This window comes from Moorena sp. SIO4G3 (assembly GCF_010692305.1).
Classification (GTDB): domain Bacteria; phylum Cyanobacteriota; class Cyanobacteriia; order Cyanobacteriales; family Coleofasciculaceae; genus Moorena; species Moorena producens_A.
The window spans coordinates 1-13,745 of record NZ_JAAHIG010000244.1; the positions used below are offsets into that span (position 1 = coordinate 1).

General features: G+C 44.5%; 14 protein-coding genes and 2 pseudogenes. 6 read left to right on the top strand and 10 right to left on the bottom strand.

Annotation, left to right across the window (positions count from 1 at the left end; translation table 11 throughout):
- The 4 genes from F6J99_RS30695 to F6J99_RS30710 form a co-directional block, all read left to right on the top strand.
- Positions 1-285, top strand: a 285-nt coding sequence (locus F6J99_RS30695) for a transposase (RefSeq protein WP_293118614.1), incomplete at its 5' end; no start/stop codon positions are given.
- A 155-nt stretch (positions 286-440) separates the two neighbouring features.
- On the top strand, positions 441-818 hold the full coding sequence (locus F6J99_RS30700) for a transposase DNA-binding-containing protein (protein WP_293118616.1): 378 nt from the start codon (positions 441-443) through the stop codon (positions 816-818).
- A 60-nt stretch (positions 819-878) separates the two neighbouring features.
- Positions 879-1,139: a hypothetical protein gene (locus tag F6J99_RS30705; RefSeq protein ID WP_293118618.1), complete on the top strand. Its 261-nt coding sequence runs from the start codon at positions 879-881 to the stop codon at positions 1,137-1,139.
- A gap of 26 nt (positions 1,140-1,165) precedes the next feature.
- Positions 1,166-1,732 carry a transposase gene (locus F6J99_RS30710; RefSeq protein WP_293118620.1) on the top strand — a complete coding sequence of 189 codons (567 nt, stop codon included), beginning with the start codon at positions 1,166-1,168 and terminating at the stop codon, positions 1,730-1,732.
- A 29-nt stretch (positions 1,733-1,761) separates the two neighbouring features.
- Here F6J99_RS30710 and F6J99_RS30715 read toward each other — a convergent pair whose 3' ends face one another.
- Entirely contained in the window at positions 1,762-1,920 is a 159-nt protein-coding gene (locus F6J99_RS30715; RefSeq protein ID WP_293118622.1) for a hypothetical protein, read from the bottom strand.
- A 53-nt stretch (positions 1,921-1,973) separates the two neighbouring features.
- Here F6J99_RS30715 and F6J99_RS30720 point away from each other — a divergent pair.
- Positions 1,974-2,186: pseudogene (locus F6J99_RS30720) on the top strand (IS4 family transposase); the annotation flags it as partial.
- Positions 2,187-2,988: 802 nt separating this feature from the next.
- On the opposite strand, the gene F6J99_RS30725 reads toward F6J99_RS30720, so the two are convergent.
- From F6J99_RS30725 to gpmI, 8 genes and pseudogenes are all read right to left on the bottom strand, one after another.
- The gene (locus F6J99_RS30725; protein WP_293118624.1) at positions 2,989-3,996 is read right to left on the bottom strand and encodes a transposase; all 1,008 of its coding nucleotides are present in this window, start codon (positions 3,994-3,996) and stop codon (positions 2,989-2,991) included.
- Positions 3,980-4,567, bottom strand: coding sequence for an IS607 family transposase (locus tag F6J99_RS30730; protein WP_293118626.1), 588 nt, complete (start codon positions 4,565-4,567; stop codon positions 3,980-3,982). Before F6J99_RS30730 ends, F6J99_RS30725 begins: the two co-directional genes overlap by 17 nt.
- A 53-nt stretch (positions 4,568-4,620) precedes the next feature.
- Positions 4,621-5,679: pseudogene (locus tag F6J99_RS30735) on the bottom strand (glycosyltransferase); the annotation flags it as partial.
- Between the two features lie 172 nt (positions 5,680-5,851).
- Positions 5,852-6,880, bottom strand: coding sequence for a hypothetical protein (locus F6J99_RS30740; protein WP_293118628.1), 1,029 nt, complete (start codon positions 6,878-6,880; stop codon positions 5,852-5,854).
- Between the two features lie 161 nt (positions 6,881-7,041).
- Positions 7,042-8,565, bottom strand: a complete 1,524-nt coding sequence (locus tag F6J99_RS30745) for a carboxypeptidase M32 (protein WP_293118630.1) — start codon at positions 8,563-8,565, stop codon at positions 7,042-7,044.
- Positions 8,566-9,326: 761 nt separating this feature from the next.
- The gene (locus F6J99_RS30750) at positions 9,327-10,196 is read right to left on the bottom strand and encodes a peptidase (protein ID WP_293118632.1); all 870 of its coding nucleotides are present in this window, start codon (positions 10,194-10,196) and stop codon (positions 9,327-9,329) included.
- 18 nt (positions 10,197-10,214) lie between these two features.
- Positions 10,215-10,445 (bottom strand): preprotein translocase subunit SecG, encoded by a 231-nt coding sequence (gene secG, locus F6J99_RS30755; RefSeq protein ID WP_008191847.1) that lies wholly within the window; start codon positions 10,443-10,445, stop codon positions 10,215-10,217.
- 77 nt (positions 10,446-10,522) lie between these two features.
- On the bottom strand, positions 10,523-12,121 hold the full coding sequence (gene gpmI / locus F6J99_RS30760) for a 2,3-bisphosphoglycerate-independent phosphoglycerate mutase (RefSeq protein WP_293118638.1): 1,599 nt from the start codon (positions 12,119-12,121) through the stop codon (positions 10,523-10,525).
- Between the two features lie 492 nt (positions 12,122-12,613).
- Between gpmI and purN the strand changes: the two genes are divergently transcribed.
- Entirely contained in the window at positions 12,614-13,273 is a 660-nt protein-coding gene (gene purN, locus F6J99_RS30765) for a phosphoribosylglycinamide formyltransferase (RefSeq protein ID WP_293118634.1), read from the top strand.
- Positions 13,274-13,427: 154 nt separating this feature from the next.
- On the opposite strand, the gene F6J99_RS30770 is transcribed toward purN, so the two are convergent.
- On the bottom strand, positions 13,428-13,745 hold a 318-nt coding region (locus F6J99_RS30770), incomplete at its 5' end, for a CPBP family intramembrane glutamic endopeptidase (protein ID WP_293118636.1).

Here is a 13,745-nt window from a genome sequence, read left to right on the forward strand (position 1 = left end):
GTCAAAGCCGTTCGCGTAGCGTGGCCTACGGCCTTAAATGCTGGACTGGTAACAAAAGCAGTAAATCCCAGAAATACAAGCCAGAACTGTTCTAACTGCGGGAAAAGAGTACCGAAGAAACTAAAAGACCGCATCCACTCTTGTCCTCATTGTGGTTATGTAGCTGACAGAGATGTAAATGCGGCGATCAATATATTGAATTTGGCGGTGGGGCATCCCGTCACAAGTAAAGCTTACCGAGTAACCGAAGGGATACCTGGTGTTGGTAAGAAGCCCACACTGTAATCTTTGATGAGCGTGTGGGAGTATGTCACTTGACATTGATCAGGAGATAATTTTGATGATCAGGGTACCCTCGGGTGTTTTGATAGGGGTAGATATCAGGAAATTGATCCTATCTTCATATTAGAATATGAAAGCAAATGTATAGGAGCAAGCTGATGTCAGGGTGGGCTACAGCCGAATTAAAAAATGCTCAATTGGGAGATGTTCGACGAACCAAAAGATTAATCCTCATCGTAGATAATCTATCTAAAAAAACGTCAGCAACTGTGCCAGAAGCCTGTGGGACTTGGGCAGCCACCAAAGCCACTTATGACTTTTGGGACTCCCCATATATAAAACCAGAACAGATTAGACAAGCTCACATCGATTCGACTCTAAAAAGAATTACAAAACAGGATTGGATCTTAGCTATTCAGGATACAACAGAATTCAATGATACTAATCATCCAGCTACTCAAGGAATGGGATATCTTGATAGTAAATATTCACGGGGTTTGAAAGTACACTCGACTCTCTTGGTGCGCGTTCCCTAGGCGTTCGCGGAGCGGCGACCTAGGAGTTGGGAACCTCGCCGGGGTCGCACCGCTATAGCAGTGACCACAGAAGGAATTCCCTTAGGACTGATAAACCAACAAGTATGGGCTTCAGACATATTAGAATTAGGAAAAGCGTCAACCCGTCATCAAAAACCAACCATTACCAAGGAAAGTAATAAATGGTTATTGGGGTTAAGGGCAACAAAAGAGTTAATTACTTCTGGTCAAAAAGTCGTGACTATTGCCGATAGAGAAGCCGATTTTTATGATTTATTTGTTTATTTGCTGCCTGTAGTAGTTTGGAGTCAGCTTTCTTGATTAGAGCTACTCACAACAGATGTTTAATGGACTCTGATCAACACTTAAAAGAAGCCCTAGAAGAAGTTCAGCCTCAGGGAGAACTAATTGTAGAATTAAAACGCAATTTAAATCGGAAAGCTCGTCGTGCTAAATTAACTATTAGGTTTACCAGTTTAACTATTAAAGCGCCTCAAAACCGTCCATGGCCAAAACACTTATCAGCCATCAACTTACAAGTCATTTTAGCGGTCGAAGAAGAGCCACCATTGTCAGAAGAGCCAATTAGTTGGTTGTTACTGACTAATTTACCAATTAGTAATTGCTCCCAGGCAATTCGTTATGTTAAATGGTATAGTTATCGTTGGCTAATCGAACGTTATCACTATACTTTAAAAAGTGGTTGTGGTCTGGAAAAACTTCAATTAAGAAGCGATGCAGCGCGGTCTTGGGGAGGCAGCGCGGTCTTGGGGGTTCCCCCTGACGGGGTGACAAACAGCCTTAAAAGCTTTACGGGGTGTGGGGTGTGGGGTGATGGGTGTAGGGAACCCACCCCTAACCCCTCCCAGGAGGGGAAAGATCAGGAGCTGGCGGAGTTGCGACGGGACGGTTAAATCAGCTTTCGGAGCAATTGTTATCGCGCTTACTCACTCCAAATTCCCTGTCTTGATGCAAAGCGCGAGTGGGGGAAACCCCCTTTGGCCGACTGCATCGCTTCTATTTTCCCCACACCCCACACCCCACACCCCATACCCTGTCTAGTTTTTAGCCTTTTTGTCACCCCCTCAGGGGTTCCCCCCATGAGCGACTGCCGTGGTTTCCCCCACTCGCTATTGCATCAAGACATGCCAAGCTCTTTACGCTACTATTCATGAAAAAAAATATCCCTTTACTCGTCCTCCTACTTTAGGAGAAGTTATTGGTTGGATTGCACAATTGGGAGGTTTCTTGGGGCGAAAATCTGATGGCGCTCCTGGAGTTAAAACTCTTTGGCGTGGTTTAAGAAGATTAGATGATATTGCCCGTACTTGGCTATTTTGTCATAATTCTTTTTTTGATGAATCTTAGATCGTAAGAACAGGCTACATAACCAGAATAAAGACTATTAACCGATTGCAAAGCTGATCAGTCCCCGCTCGGCCTTTACTAATCGGTATGAAAGGCGATATGTCTACTTGTTGAATTCAGCTTTTTCAAGTCAATAAATGTCTATTTAGGGCTTGCTGAATAAGTCTACAAAGCGACTTTAGAGGCTACACAGCTTGACAAATCTGAGTTTCACCCCAAGGTTCCCCAAGAAAACCCAGGGATTTCCCACAAAAGTACAAGGTTTTTGAGCGACAAGATGCCAAAACCTTGCACTTTTTTTTGGGAAAAAGGCTTGAAAGCCTTGTCGGGTATGCCTTCTGCATTCATGCAGCCAGCCCTATTTATTTCCAATTCATAATTCCTAAAATTTGTCAAGTTTTTTGTAAAGAAATATGTTTATAAAGCATAGGTCTAAAGACGCGGGGTTCTCAAATTTCAGGAAGTTTTGATAGCTATATAATAGCGTTTCTCATAGCTATGAGGTACACTCTTGATTGGCACTTATTGCCTTAAGAGCTTCTTGCCTTGCTGCCTTCTGCCTTCTGCCTTCTGCCTTCTGCCTTAAAAGGATAAGCAATGTCGCTCACTCCTGATGAGAATTGCTATAAAACCTAAGTACTCTGACTCATATGCTCCGATACTTTTTAGCTACCAAAATCTACCAAGGTAGACTTTAGCCCGCCAATGCAAGCTGATTTTTCAGCCAGGGTGTATCTACCAAAGCCCGCAGAAAAATTCCACGAGCGCCATTGATGTCGCGTTCGCGAAGCGTGACCAAAGGTCAATCCATTAAACGACCATCAATTTTTGATTTGATGGTTTTACTTCCGCCAATATTGACTAGTTCACCAGTCCAACTAACAGTTTTACTGGTATAAGCTTCACAGACGTCAAGGACAATTTTGCCTGTCTCAGATGCTTTATGCTTTAGAAACTCTTTAAACCTGTAATGAGCAAAAGACAGCATGTTGCGAACAGTCTTAGACCTGATTTTCCTGGTCTTTCTGTTTGACATCTGAGAGGTTTCAAAAGTAGGAAGCAGTATTACGTCAAAGTGATCAACTAGTAATCGAGCAGCTTTGTGATGTAGTTCGTTTATCAGGTTCTTGATTTTGATGATTATCCGTCTAGCGGCTCTCTTCATTCGATATTTTTGTTTGCCTTTAGCTTTACTTGTTCTGGACAGCAAACGATCCAGGTGAGCACATAGTCGCTGAATTCGGGAAAAGTCACCTTCTCCAATTTTGCCAACGGAGTTTTCACTGAAAAACGTCAAGAATGTTCTAACACCAGGGTCTAAAGCGACTACTCTGCCTTGGCTTTCGGCTTTTATTTGAGTGCTTTTGTGGGGAACTATTAGGTAATAGTCCCCATTATTGCTAATTAATCGACAGTCACAAATATTACCGGGAAGCGTTTCAGTAAAAGTTAATTCACCTAATTTTGTGTGATAAATTCCTTTAGCTGAAACGGCTGATTTAGGAATGTAACAAGATTGAACGGGATTCTTTCGAGATCTAAACCTAACCCGATTAATTTGGCCAGTATTTTTATACTTCTTCTTGGCTTCCCTGACAGCCGTGCAAGCCTCCTTAATCGCTATGGATTTAATTTGATAAGGTACTGTCTTGCACCACTCGGGAAGGTTGTTTAGTATTTCAGTTTTAATGGCCAACCAGTTAGCTTTGTTTTCGCCATTTTCTAGCATTTTTACAGTTTTATTAAAAACATAACGGGACACTCCAAACCAGTGGCGAATAATTGCACGCTGTTCAGAGTTTAGGAACACTCTTATCTTCTTTGATTTTTGTCCCGTACTTTCTGAGTCCGTGGACTCTACAGGAGAAGACGTGAATGATGGAGAGAAGATCTGCCGTGAGTTCAGCCTCGGGGCAACTTTCAGGTTGGTCGAGAACCAGGATTTTTCCACCGTTGAGACTGACCAAGTACTCAATGAGTTCAAATCCAAATCTGGTAAGTCTGTCTCGACAGGCAACAGCAATCGTGAGCTGATCTCCTCGCACAAGCCGTTCCAGTATGGTTCTAAGACCTTTGCGTTTATAGTTGAGACCTGATCCGATGTCTTTGATGATTTCCGCTTCCGGGAAGAGGGAGTGCATGTAGGCAATTTGCCTGGCGAGGTCGTCAAATTGTTTGCTACTGCTGACTCGGCAGTAACAGATGGTAGCTGGCTGCCTTGGTTGTCTTCGCCCCAGACTGAGCAGGCTTTCTGTGTCAAAAAACCTTGTTCCTCCTGGAGTTTTTTCGCATTTGATCGTTCCATCGTCCGCATATTTCCTCAGAGTGTTCCTAGATAGTCCCGTAAGTTCGACCGCCTTACGAAGTGGTACGAGTCCCATTGTTATAATCTCCCAAATAGTTGGATATTTTGGGAGATTAGTGGACACTTTGGTTAACTGTCACAATCCTCCAAAAGCTTTTTAGCCCGAGGCTTATAAATCAGATGGAACAGCGCCTCTAGATAACGCAGCATATCCTCCTGGTTGGCCTTAGACGTATAGTTCCAGAAGCCATAAATCCGTGCTAAGGATAGTAACCGTGTAGTGTGTATTTTCCAGGTATAGGTGCTGTAGACTCGTTCTATGCCCTGATTGGAAATTTCCTCCCAGTACTGGGGATTTTCCTCACACTTAGTCACAAAATCCAGGATTTTATGAGCCATTTCCTCCTGGTTAGTCGGGTTAATCAGGATACCATTGACCTTGTCCTGAATAATCTCCAACGGTCCACCAAATTGGGTACCAAAGGTTGGTAAACCAGAAATCATGGATTCCAAAATTGTTAGACCAAAGGCTTCAAACAGCGCTGGCTGAACAAAAATACCATGACGGTCAGCAATCACCCGATAGACTTCACCACAGTCACTCTTTGATAAGCGCACCCCTAACCAGCGGATCTTGCCGTAGAGATTATACTCCTCAATAATCTGGTAAAGCTTGACAATTTCTGCCTTTTCTTCGCTGTCGCTGGAGTCTTCAGTGCGCAAGTTACCCGCAATTAAAATCAAGTTACAGCGTTCCTGCAACTTTCGACTCTTACCAAAGCACTCCACTAACCCAGTCAGGTTCTTAATTCGGTCAAGACGAGCCATGGAAAAAATCGGGCGCTTGTTAGGATAATCCAGTTTGCCAAACACCTGGGCCTCGTCATCTAGGCTAAACAGAAATTCATCCAACCGCTTAATATCACTAGCTACTCGCCCTTGAGTGCGGGTGTAGGGGAAGAAGATGGTTTCATTTACTCCCGGTGGCACTACATTAAACTTCGGAGAGAATAACTCAATGCCATTAATCACATGATACAGGTCTGGCATGGTGAAGTTCTGGTAAGACTCATACTGACCCACACTATCAGCAGTACCCACAATTTCCTGATAGGTACTGCTGATAATAAAATTAGCCGCATTCATGGCAATTAAATCAGCAGTAAATTGCAGGGAGAAGTGGTATTGCTGTTGTGACATACTCCCACACTGACCTTTACAGGTTCAGTGTGGGCTTCTTACCAACTCCAGCTACTGCTTAGGATACTCGGTAAGCTTTATTAACGATACGGGATGCCCCTCCGCACCGGAACAATACAATAAGTTTTGTTTTTTTTAATTAGTAGGTGGCGGTTAGCTCTTATTTGGTCTTCCCTACTATTTCTAGTATAAACGATGAAAGATCCTGTCCGCAATTCATCTCACATCTCAATGGGCATTGAGATATGAGATGAATTGCGGATGAAGCTAAACTCTTGGCTTGGTTAAGGACATATACCACTTGACCGCCCGTATCTGGACGTCCTAATACCCCTTCTTGTCCAAACCAGCCGTGAACCGATACCAGGACAATCCGGAAAATCATTGGGATGCGGGAGAGGAACTGTTCCAATGCCCCATCATCCGGTTCATCAATCAATTCATCCAGCATTGCCAAGGTTTCCCGCACCCGACTAGCAGTGTTTCCCCAGCCTGGTTCAAAACCCATCTCTTGCAGCTTAAAGCGGAATTTGTCATAGGATTCGCTGTCTGGGCGATCGCTTACAAATTCCAAGGCCAACTTCACCTGCTCTGACAGTTGCTGGTGATTGTGAATGCGCTCGTTAATCAGCAGCTGGTTTCCTTGGAAATGACGTACTTTCAAGAAACCGTACAACGACTCCAACCATTGCTCAGGGTCTTGAAACAGTTTACTGGAGAGATAGCGGTTTAGGAAGCGGACTCCCTTACCAATATTCTTGGGATCGCGAATGACTGGGCTGTAGTCATAAAATGGCTGAAAATCCAGCTGGAGAACCTCCCCGACCTTGGGGTTGTAGCGATTGACAAAGCGATCGCGTATATTCAGCAGTTCCTCTGGTGTAACCTCTTGCGCCCTTAAGTCTTCAAACAGACGGAAAGCTCTTTTAGCCGCAATTTTTGGTCGGATAATCAAGCATAGACTTTCATCTTCCAGAATAATTTCCTGGGTGTAATAAATCAGCTTCCCTAAATGAGAAGAATGATAAAAGTATTCAGATTTTTTCTGGTTAGTGCAGTATTCATTAAAAGCAGCCAGAATTTCGTTGCGCAGTAAATACCTGGGTTCTGCAGTTTTTAACTGGCTGGTAAAGTGACGTAGATCGCTCTTTTCGTCACTTTCGAGAACATCCTGAATTAGGTTGAGCATTGAAACTCCCCAAATACAAGTCAACTATATTGAAACCAACAACCCTATAAAAAATTCCTCTCAAGAATAGTCATTCCCGCGCACTACCGATCAGGAATAGATATTCTTTTAGATGTATGGACAAGGTTCTCGCAAAACAACTATTTTGGCACAAACAAATATTAAAGCATGTAAAGCTGCCCATACTTCTGCCGGATGTAGCGGATGAATGGATCGATGCGTAAAGCAGTACCAGTGACGCTCTTAATCAATTCAGCCGCTGTGTATTTGCAACCATGTTGGTAAATGTTGTCCTTCAACCAATTATGGAGCGTACTAAAGTTTCCTTGCTCAATTTTTGGTATAATTTCAGGCTGTTCCATTACTGCGGCTTCAAAAAACTGGGCGCTCATCAAGTTACCCAAGGTGTAGCATTGGAACATTCCCCCAATCTGACCAGTGTACCAGTGAACATCTTGCAACACCCCGTCACTGTCATTCTGGGGAACAACCCCTAAATCTTCACGATAGCGTTCATTCCAGGCTTCCGGTAAATCCCTCACCTGCAGCCTACCCTCGAGCATCATCAGTTCTAAGTCAAAGCGGATCATGACGTGGAGATTGTAAGTCACTTCATCAGCATCCGTGCGGATTACAGACCGCTGCACCTTGTTGATTGCCTGATAAAAGGCATCGAGGGAAACATTACCCAGTTGGGAGGGGAAGTAGGATTGTACTTGGGGATAGAAAAATTTCCAGAAGCCCCGACTACGCCCAACAATATTTTCCCAAAGTCGGGACTGGCTTTCGTGGACACCCGAGGATGTCCCACAGGCAAGAGGAGTGCCTTCCAAATCTCGCCTAATTCCTTGCTCATAAAGACCATGACCCATTTCATGGATGCTGCTAAATAGAGCCTGACTCAGGTCATCTTCATCAACACGGGTCGTAATGCGCACATCACCGGTAGAGAAGTTGATCATAAATGGGTGATGGGTTTGATCTTGCCTTCCCCGCTCAAAGTCATACCCCATTTGCTTCATGACCTTGAGAGTCAAATCTAACTGTTGCTCTTCAGGATATCGTTGGTGTAAACAGTTGTCATCGGTGGGACTTTGGGTAGTAATAGCCTCGACAATTGGCACTAATTCCTCTCGCAACTGATAAAAAAGCGTCCGCAAAATAGAGACTTTCATCCCATAGTCAGCAAAGTCAATTAACGGGTCAGCGATATGTTCGTAACCTGGGAAAAAATAAGCCATTTCACGGCTGAGGTCAAGAGTTTTTTCCAAGTAAGGGCGCACTGCTGCAAAGTCGTTGGTGGCTCGTGCCTTTACCCAAACACTGTACGTTTCTGTCCGATGTTCAGAGAATTCTCCCATAAATTCCGCTGGCACCTGCACGGCTCTGTGGTAATTTTTTCTAGTGCAGCGGATTAGGCTAGCTTCGTCAGAAAAGTAAGGTAGAGTTTCTTCATAGGGGCGTAACCCTTCCAGGAGTTCGCCCATGGCTGGGTCAGTAAATTTACTATGGGCAATTTTTTGTAGAGTAGCCAGCTGACGTCCCCTAGCAGCTGCACCACCGGGAGGCATATAGGTGGCTTGATCCCAGTACAACAAAGATGCGGCTGCTTCTAAGTCGTTAATTTCACTAAGGCGTTTTTTGAGGTTGAGAAGTTTCGGTTGAGTTTTTTCGGTAGTCTGCATGATGCTAGATTGACACATTCAGGCTATTAGTTTAGGGTTACGGTATTTTGCCGAATAGTAAATGTACACCTGACGACCGAAAATAAAAATCTTACCCACAAAAATGTCCGATACTAATTAATCAGACAAGTGGGCTGAAAGCTAAGACCAAGTTGCGTTTTTCAAGTGCAATTTACTTGTCGGACAATGGCGAAATAACCAAGTCCTTATTTCCTCTCGTTACGATTTAAGCTGCAACTTGGTACGAGCACTCTGGTAAAGCTGAGTAACTGACTCAGATGCCAATGGCTATGAAAACGTCATACCCATAGCTGAGTGTTATAGCATAGTATACGAACTACTATTGTGCCATTTCTTAAGGACTTACTAGTATAGTGTAATCCCTTAAAACCAGACAATCGCTCTAGCTATTGGCACAGTGGTAAGTATTCCTACCGACTGAAGCTCACAGCCACTAGCTTGGAGCTTCCCCAATACTCGCCGAAAGTAGGATGTCACAGCGATGCAGCGCCTTCATGCGGGGGTTTCCCCCACTCGCGCTTTGCATCAAGACAAGGATTTGTTTGCACTCTCATTTGGATCAGGACTTATGCACCCTTTCCCTGTAGAACCTCTGTACATCTGAGGTGCGCTCTTACCATTAAGAATTAAATTCGCCACGGGTCACACCTGAAGTTCTGTGCTCCAAAGTTCGCTTTTGCCTATTATTTAATAACTTAATTCTTGGTTTCAGGGGCATAAGTCCTATGGATGCAAGCCTTTTAGCTTTTACTTTTTACCTTGAGCAAAGGCCATCCCAAGCGAGTTGGCTGTTCGTATATTCGTTTGAGGGTATTGATGTCTCTAGCAGAAATTGTCGGGGGATTGCGAACTTGGGAAAAGTATAGCGCATCAGTTTCTAAAGGAGAATGACCCCAAATACCTAGTGCATGACCCAGTTCGTGACGGGCAGTGGCAAGGGTGTAGTCAATGGATTGCTGAGGAGAGAGAAGTATGGTAAACTTATGCAATAATACATTATCTACTATTTGCTCTGGTGCCCTGATGGATTGCGCCAGGTAAAATTCATAGCTAGTAACCGCTGAGCGAGCGCGAGACCAATCAAAGGTTCCAGTCTCACGATTCAAGGAGACTTTTAGAGGAGGACGCGATCGCAAAATCGATATATCTGCTAATTCCTCCTGGTCAACTAGTTCTAGAGGCAAATAAACCCCCCATTCTGCCACCGCCTTTAGCACCGCATCAACCCATTGTTGGAAGCGCTGCTGCTTAGCATCAACCACAGCCTGTGGTTGGGGATGTTCCACATAAACCTTCACGGGAAACTGAGACCAGATCAGATAACCTAAGGGAGTGCCCTTGATTTCAGAAAAATAATCACCGCTGCCGGTAGGGTCTTGCCACTGGGCAAGGGGAGTTGGTAGAGGGTGAGGCTTAGGAGCTGGTAGGGCAGGTGAGGTGACTGGCATCGAAGCCAGGATAGCAGAGGAGGCTTCTGTTAATCGGTTAAACTTTGGGTATAAACCGGCTGCGGTGCTGGACTGAATCAACATCACTAACAGACAAGTGACACCCCCTATTAACAGGGCTATCCATAGCTGCTGATTGTTTTTATACCACCTACTCCCCAAGGTTGAACACTAAATTATCTACTGATTTAACCAACCTGCACTTAAAATCACTGTCAAGCTCATAAAGGTAATCGCCAAGATCCAGGTCACCCGGTTCAGGGCTTTCTCGGCACTCTTGGTGCTGGTAAACAGCTGAGCTTGACCACCGATACCGCCAAGGCCATCTCCCTTGGGACTATGGAGCAAAACCAAAATAATCAGACCCAAGCCAGATAAAACCCAAATAATTTGCAGGATTTGATTAACCATTCTTTTGAAAATATTACGGGAATGAAAAGTTTTGAACTCTCCCTCGGTTAAAACCAAGGGGTTCTCAACTTCCTGTGTTATAGAGAAACTCGCACGGGTGTCCGATTATTACGGACTTCCAACTTAGCGGGTTGGATCATAGAACGCCCAGTCATTTCTTTTGGCTGGGGAAGTTGCAAGATTTCCAAGATGGTCGGGGCAATATCTGCCAGACATCCATCACAGCGCAATGCAACTTCTGTACCATGTCCAGGGATTTTTAATTTTTCCCCTTCTACTAGGATAAAGGGTACTGGGTTTGTCGTGTGAGCTGTCCAAGGATTACCTGTCTCATCGCGCATAGTCTCGGCGTTGCCGTGGTCAGCAGTAATCAGGGTAGTGCCACCAACTTTAATAATCCTATCAATTAAGCGTCCTATGCAGCGGTCTACGGTTTCCACTGCTTCTATGCAGGCTTCCACATTGCCAGTATGGCCCACCATATCAGTGTTGGCATAGTTAATCACTACCAGGGAGTAAATGCGTTTTTCGATCGCTGCGATCACTTCATCGGTCACTTCCTTAGCTGACATGGCTGGTGCTTTATCATAGGTTGGTACCATCGGACTTTGCACCAATTTCCGGTCTTCACCCTCGAAGGGAACTTCTAGACCACCATTAAAAAAGTAAGTGACGTGGGCGTATTTTTCTGTTTCCGCAGTTCGGAATTGGCGCAACCCATGCTGGGATATAACTTCCCCCAGAATATTAGTCAAGTTCTGAGGTTCAAAGGCGACCAATACCGGAAAACTGGGGTCATACTGGGTAAAGGTGGCAAAGGTTAGGGGTTTGATCTGTTCCCGCTCAAAGCCATCAAAGTTAGGATCCACGAAGGCTTGGGTCAGCTGTCTGGCTCTGTCTGGACGGAAGTTAAAGAAAATTACTCCATCTCCTGCTGTCACAGCTCCAGGAGTAAGCCGTGTGGGCAAGATAAATTCGTCAGTAATCTCTGACTCATAAGACTCCTTGAGGAATTGTACTGCTGAGATAGCATTTCCAGGACCATCCTGAGTCATGACTTCATAGGCTTTTGAAATCCTTTCCCAGCGTCGGTCTCGATCCATGGCGTAGTAGCGACCACTAATGGTGGCGATGCATCCAATGCCAACTTGATCAATATAATCTTGAATTTTTTGAATTGCTTCAATTCCCTCGGTCGGTTTAGTATCACGACCATCGGTAATCGCGTGGATATAAACTTCAGATAGATTTTGGGCTTTGGCTAGCGCTAGCAATCCTAGGAGGTGATTGAGATGGGAGTGTACCCCACCCTCAGAACACAAACCCACGATGTGCATCTTCCCACCCCGAGATTTAACCTCTCGGCATGCTTGCACAATAGCTTGGTTATCGTTTAAAGTGCCATTTTCCACCGCATCAGAGATGCGCACAAGTTCTTGAGGCACCACACGCCCAGCACCTATATTCAAGTGCCCCACTTCCGAATTGCCCATTTGACCCTCTGGGAGTCCCACGTCCTTTCCAGAGGTGCGAATTAATGTACTCGGATAGGCCGCCCAGAGGCTGTCCATTACAGGGGTGTTTGCTAGGGCTATCCCATTGGCATCAGTTACTTCGCGGTAACCCCAACCGTCTAAGATAACTAGCACCACAGGAGAAACAGGTGCTTGCCTCATCATATCGCCTTTTATCCTACTCTTAATTTCACCGCGATCATATCATTCAAAATCCGCATATTCATGATAAATTTCGATTTTTATTAGGTTTCGGCTGCCAGAGTCAGGATAATGCTTAAATCTGGTCTTAGCACAAGTTTTGAGTCCCACAAGCTAATAGGAATTTATACTCGCAAATCAGGGCAAACCCATCTAAATTATAAAAGCCTTACTCAGACAAAATTGGAAAATTCATAAGCAAAATTACTTATCGTATGAGTTTCATATCGAGTAGGCATTTTAAAATAAGATGGGTTTGCCCTGACTCGGAAATTAAGCTTTGTATGCAATTAATTAGGCGTGCCGGTGCATGTTTGGCTCACGGCTACTGACAGCCTACAGTTACAAGTAACAGAGGTGTGGAAAGGTTACAGAAACTCATTTATCTCAACATTCCTATAAAATTGATATGTTAATGGTCATGCTTATGACTGTGCGATCGCATTTCCCGATATGACTGCCAATCTAACTTCTCCAGAGTCCAGCCCGACCTTGATTTCCCCTACCATTTCTCGACCACAGACCGTAGACTCCTTACCGACTACTTCCCCTCTGAAACTGGGAGTGATGGCTTCCGGAAGTGGCAGTAACTTTGAAGCCATAGCTAGTGCGATCGCTAACGGCCAACTCAATGCCCAAATTCAAGTACTCATTTACAATAATCCAGGCATTAAAGCGTTAGCTAGAGCAGAAAAATACGGCATTCCAGCAGTCCTACATAATCACCGGCACACCAAAAAACGGGAAGATTTCGATCAACAAATTGTCGAAACTTTACGACAGTATGAAGTGGAGTGGGTCGTGATGGCTGGTTGGATGCGAGTGGTGACACAGGTACTCCTAGACGCTTTTCCTAACCGGATTCTCAACATCCATCCCAGCTTATTACCTAGTTTCAAAGGTGTGCGCGCGGTGGAACAAGCCCTTGAGGCTGGGGTAAAAATTACAGGGTGTACGGTTCACGTGGTCAGTCTAGATGTTGACAGTGGTCCCATCCTTTTCCAGGCAGCTGTTCCTGTGCTACCCCATGATACCTCAGAAACCCTCCATTCCCGGATTCAAGTCCAAGAACATCGGATTTTAGTGGAAGCGATCGCATTAATCAATTCTTAATTGTTATTTAGCAAAGGGAACAGGGAGTAGGGAGTAGGGAGTAGGGAGTAGGGAGTAGGGAGTAGGGAAGAGGGAACAAAAATTATCACAATTCCTACACGGATTATTATTTAATTGTTATTTAATTGTTATTTTTTATTGGATTTTAAATTTTCTATGTTCTATTTTCTAAATTCCCCAATTTCCATACCAAGCTAGAGACAAAGTTGGTCACGATATGAGCTACAATTGGTACGAGTAAATTGTCTGTTGCTACCGCACTATACCCCAGAAGCAAACCAACAAGGGTTGCCCAAACTACATAGGGCCATTGTTGGATACCGCTTAGATGCAAAATCCCAAATAGCATACTGGAGGCTATGATACCGATAGCATTCAACCCTACTGCTGGCAACATGACACCCCGAAACAGTAATTCTTCACTCATACCGGGCAACAGTCCTAGCCACATTAAATCTGGTATGATTAGGGA

What these genes read in the sequence shown, in the direction of transcription:
- F6J99_RS30715 (WP_293118622.1), bottom strand. Translation starts at nt 1,920, where the DNA reads ATGGGGGGAACCCCTGAGGGGGTGACAAAAAGGCTAAAAACTAGACAG.
- secG (WP_008191847.1), bottom strand. Translation starts at nt 10,445, where the DNA reads ATGGTTAATCAAATCCTGCAAATTATTTGGGTTTTATCTGGCTTGGGT.
- F6J99_RS30730 (WP_293118626.1), bottom strand. Translation starts at nt 4,567, where the DNA reads ATGGGACTCGTACCACTTCGTAAGGCGGTCGAACTTACGGGACTATCT.
- F6J99_RS30745 (WP_293118630.1), bottom strand. Translation starts at nt 8,565, where the DNA reads ATGCAGACTACCGAAAAAACTCAACCGAAACTTCTCAACCTCAAAAAA.
- purN (WP_293118634.1), top strand. Translation starts at nt 12,614, where the DNA reads ATGACTGCCAATCTAACTTCTCCAGAGTCCAGCCCGACCTTGATTTCC.
- F6J99_RS30740 (WP_293118628.1), bottom strand. Translation starts at nt 6,880, where the DNA reads ATGCTCAACCTAATTCAGGATGTTCTCGAAAGTGACGAAAAGAGCGAT.
- gpmI (WP_293118638.1), bottom strand. Translation starts at nt 12,121, where the DNA reads ATGAGGCAAGCACCTGTTTCTCCTGTGGTGCTAGTTATCTTAGACGGT.
- F6J99_RS30710 (WP_293118620.1), top strand. Translation starts at nt 1,166, where the DNA reads ATGGACTCTGATCAACACTTAAAAGAAGCCCTAGAAGAAGTTCAGCCT.
- F6J99_RS30700 (WP_293118616.1), top strand. Translation starts at nt 441, where the DNA reads ATGTCAGGGTGGGCTACAGCCGAATTAAAAAATGCTCAATTGGGAGAT.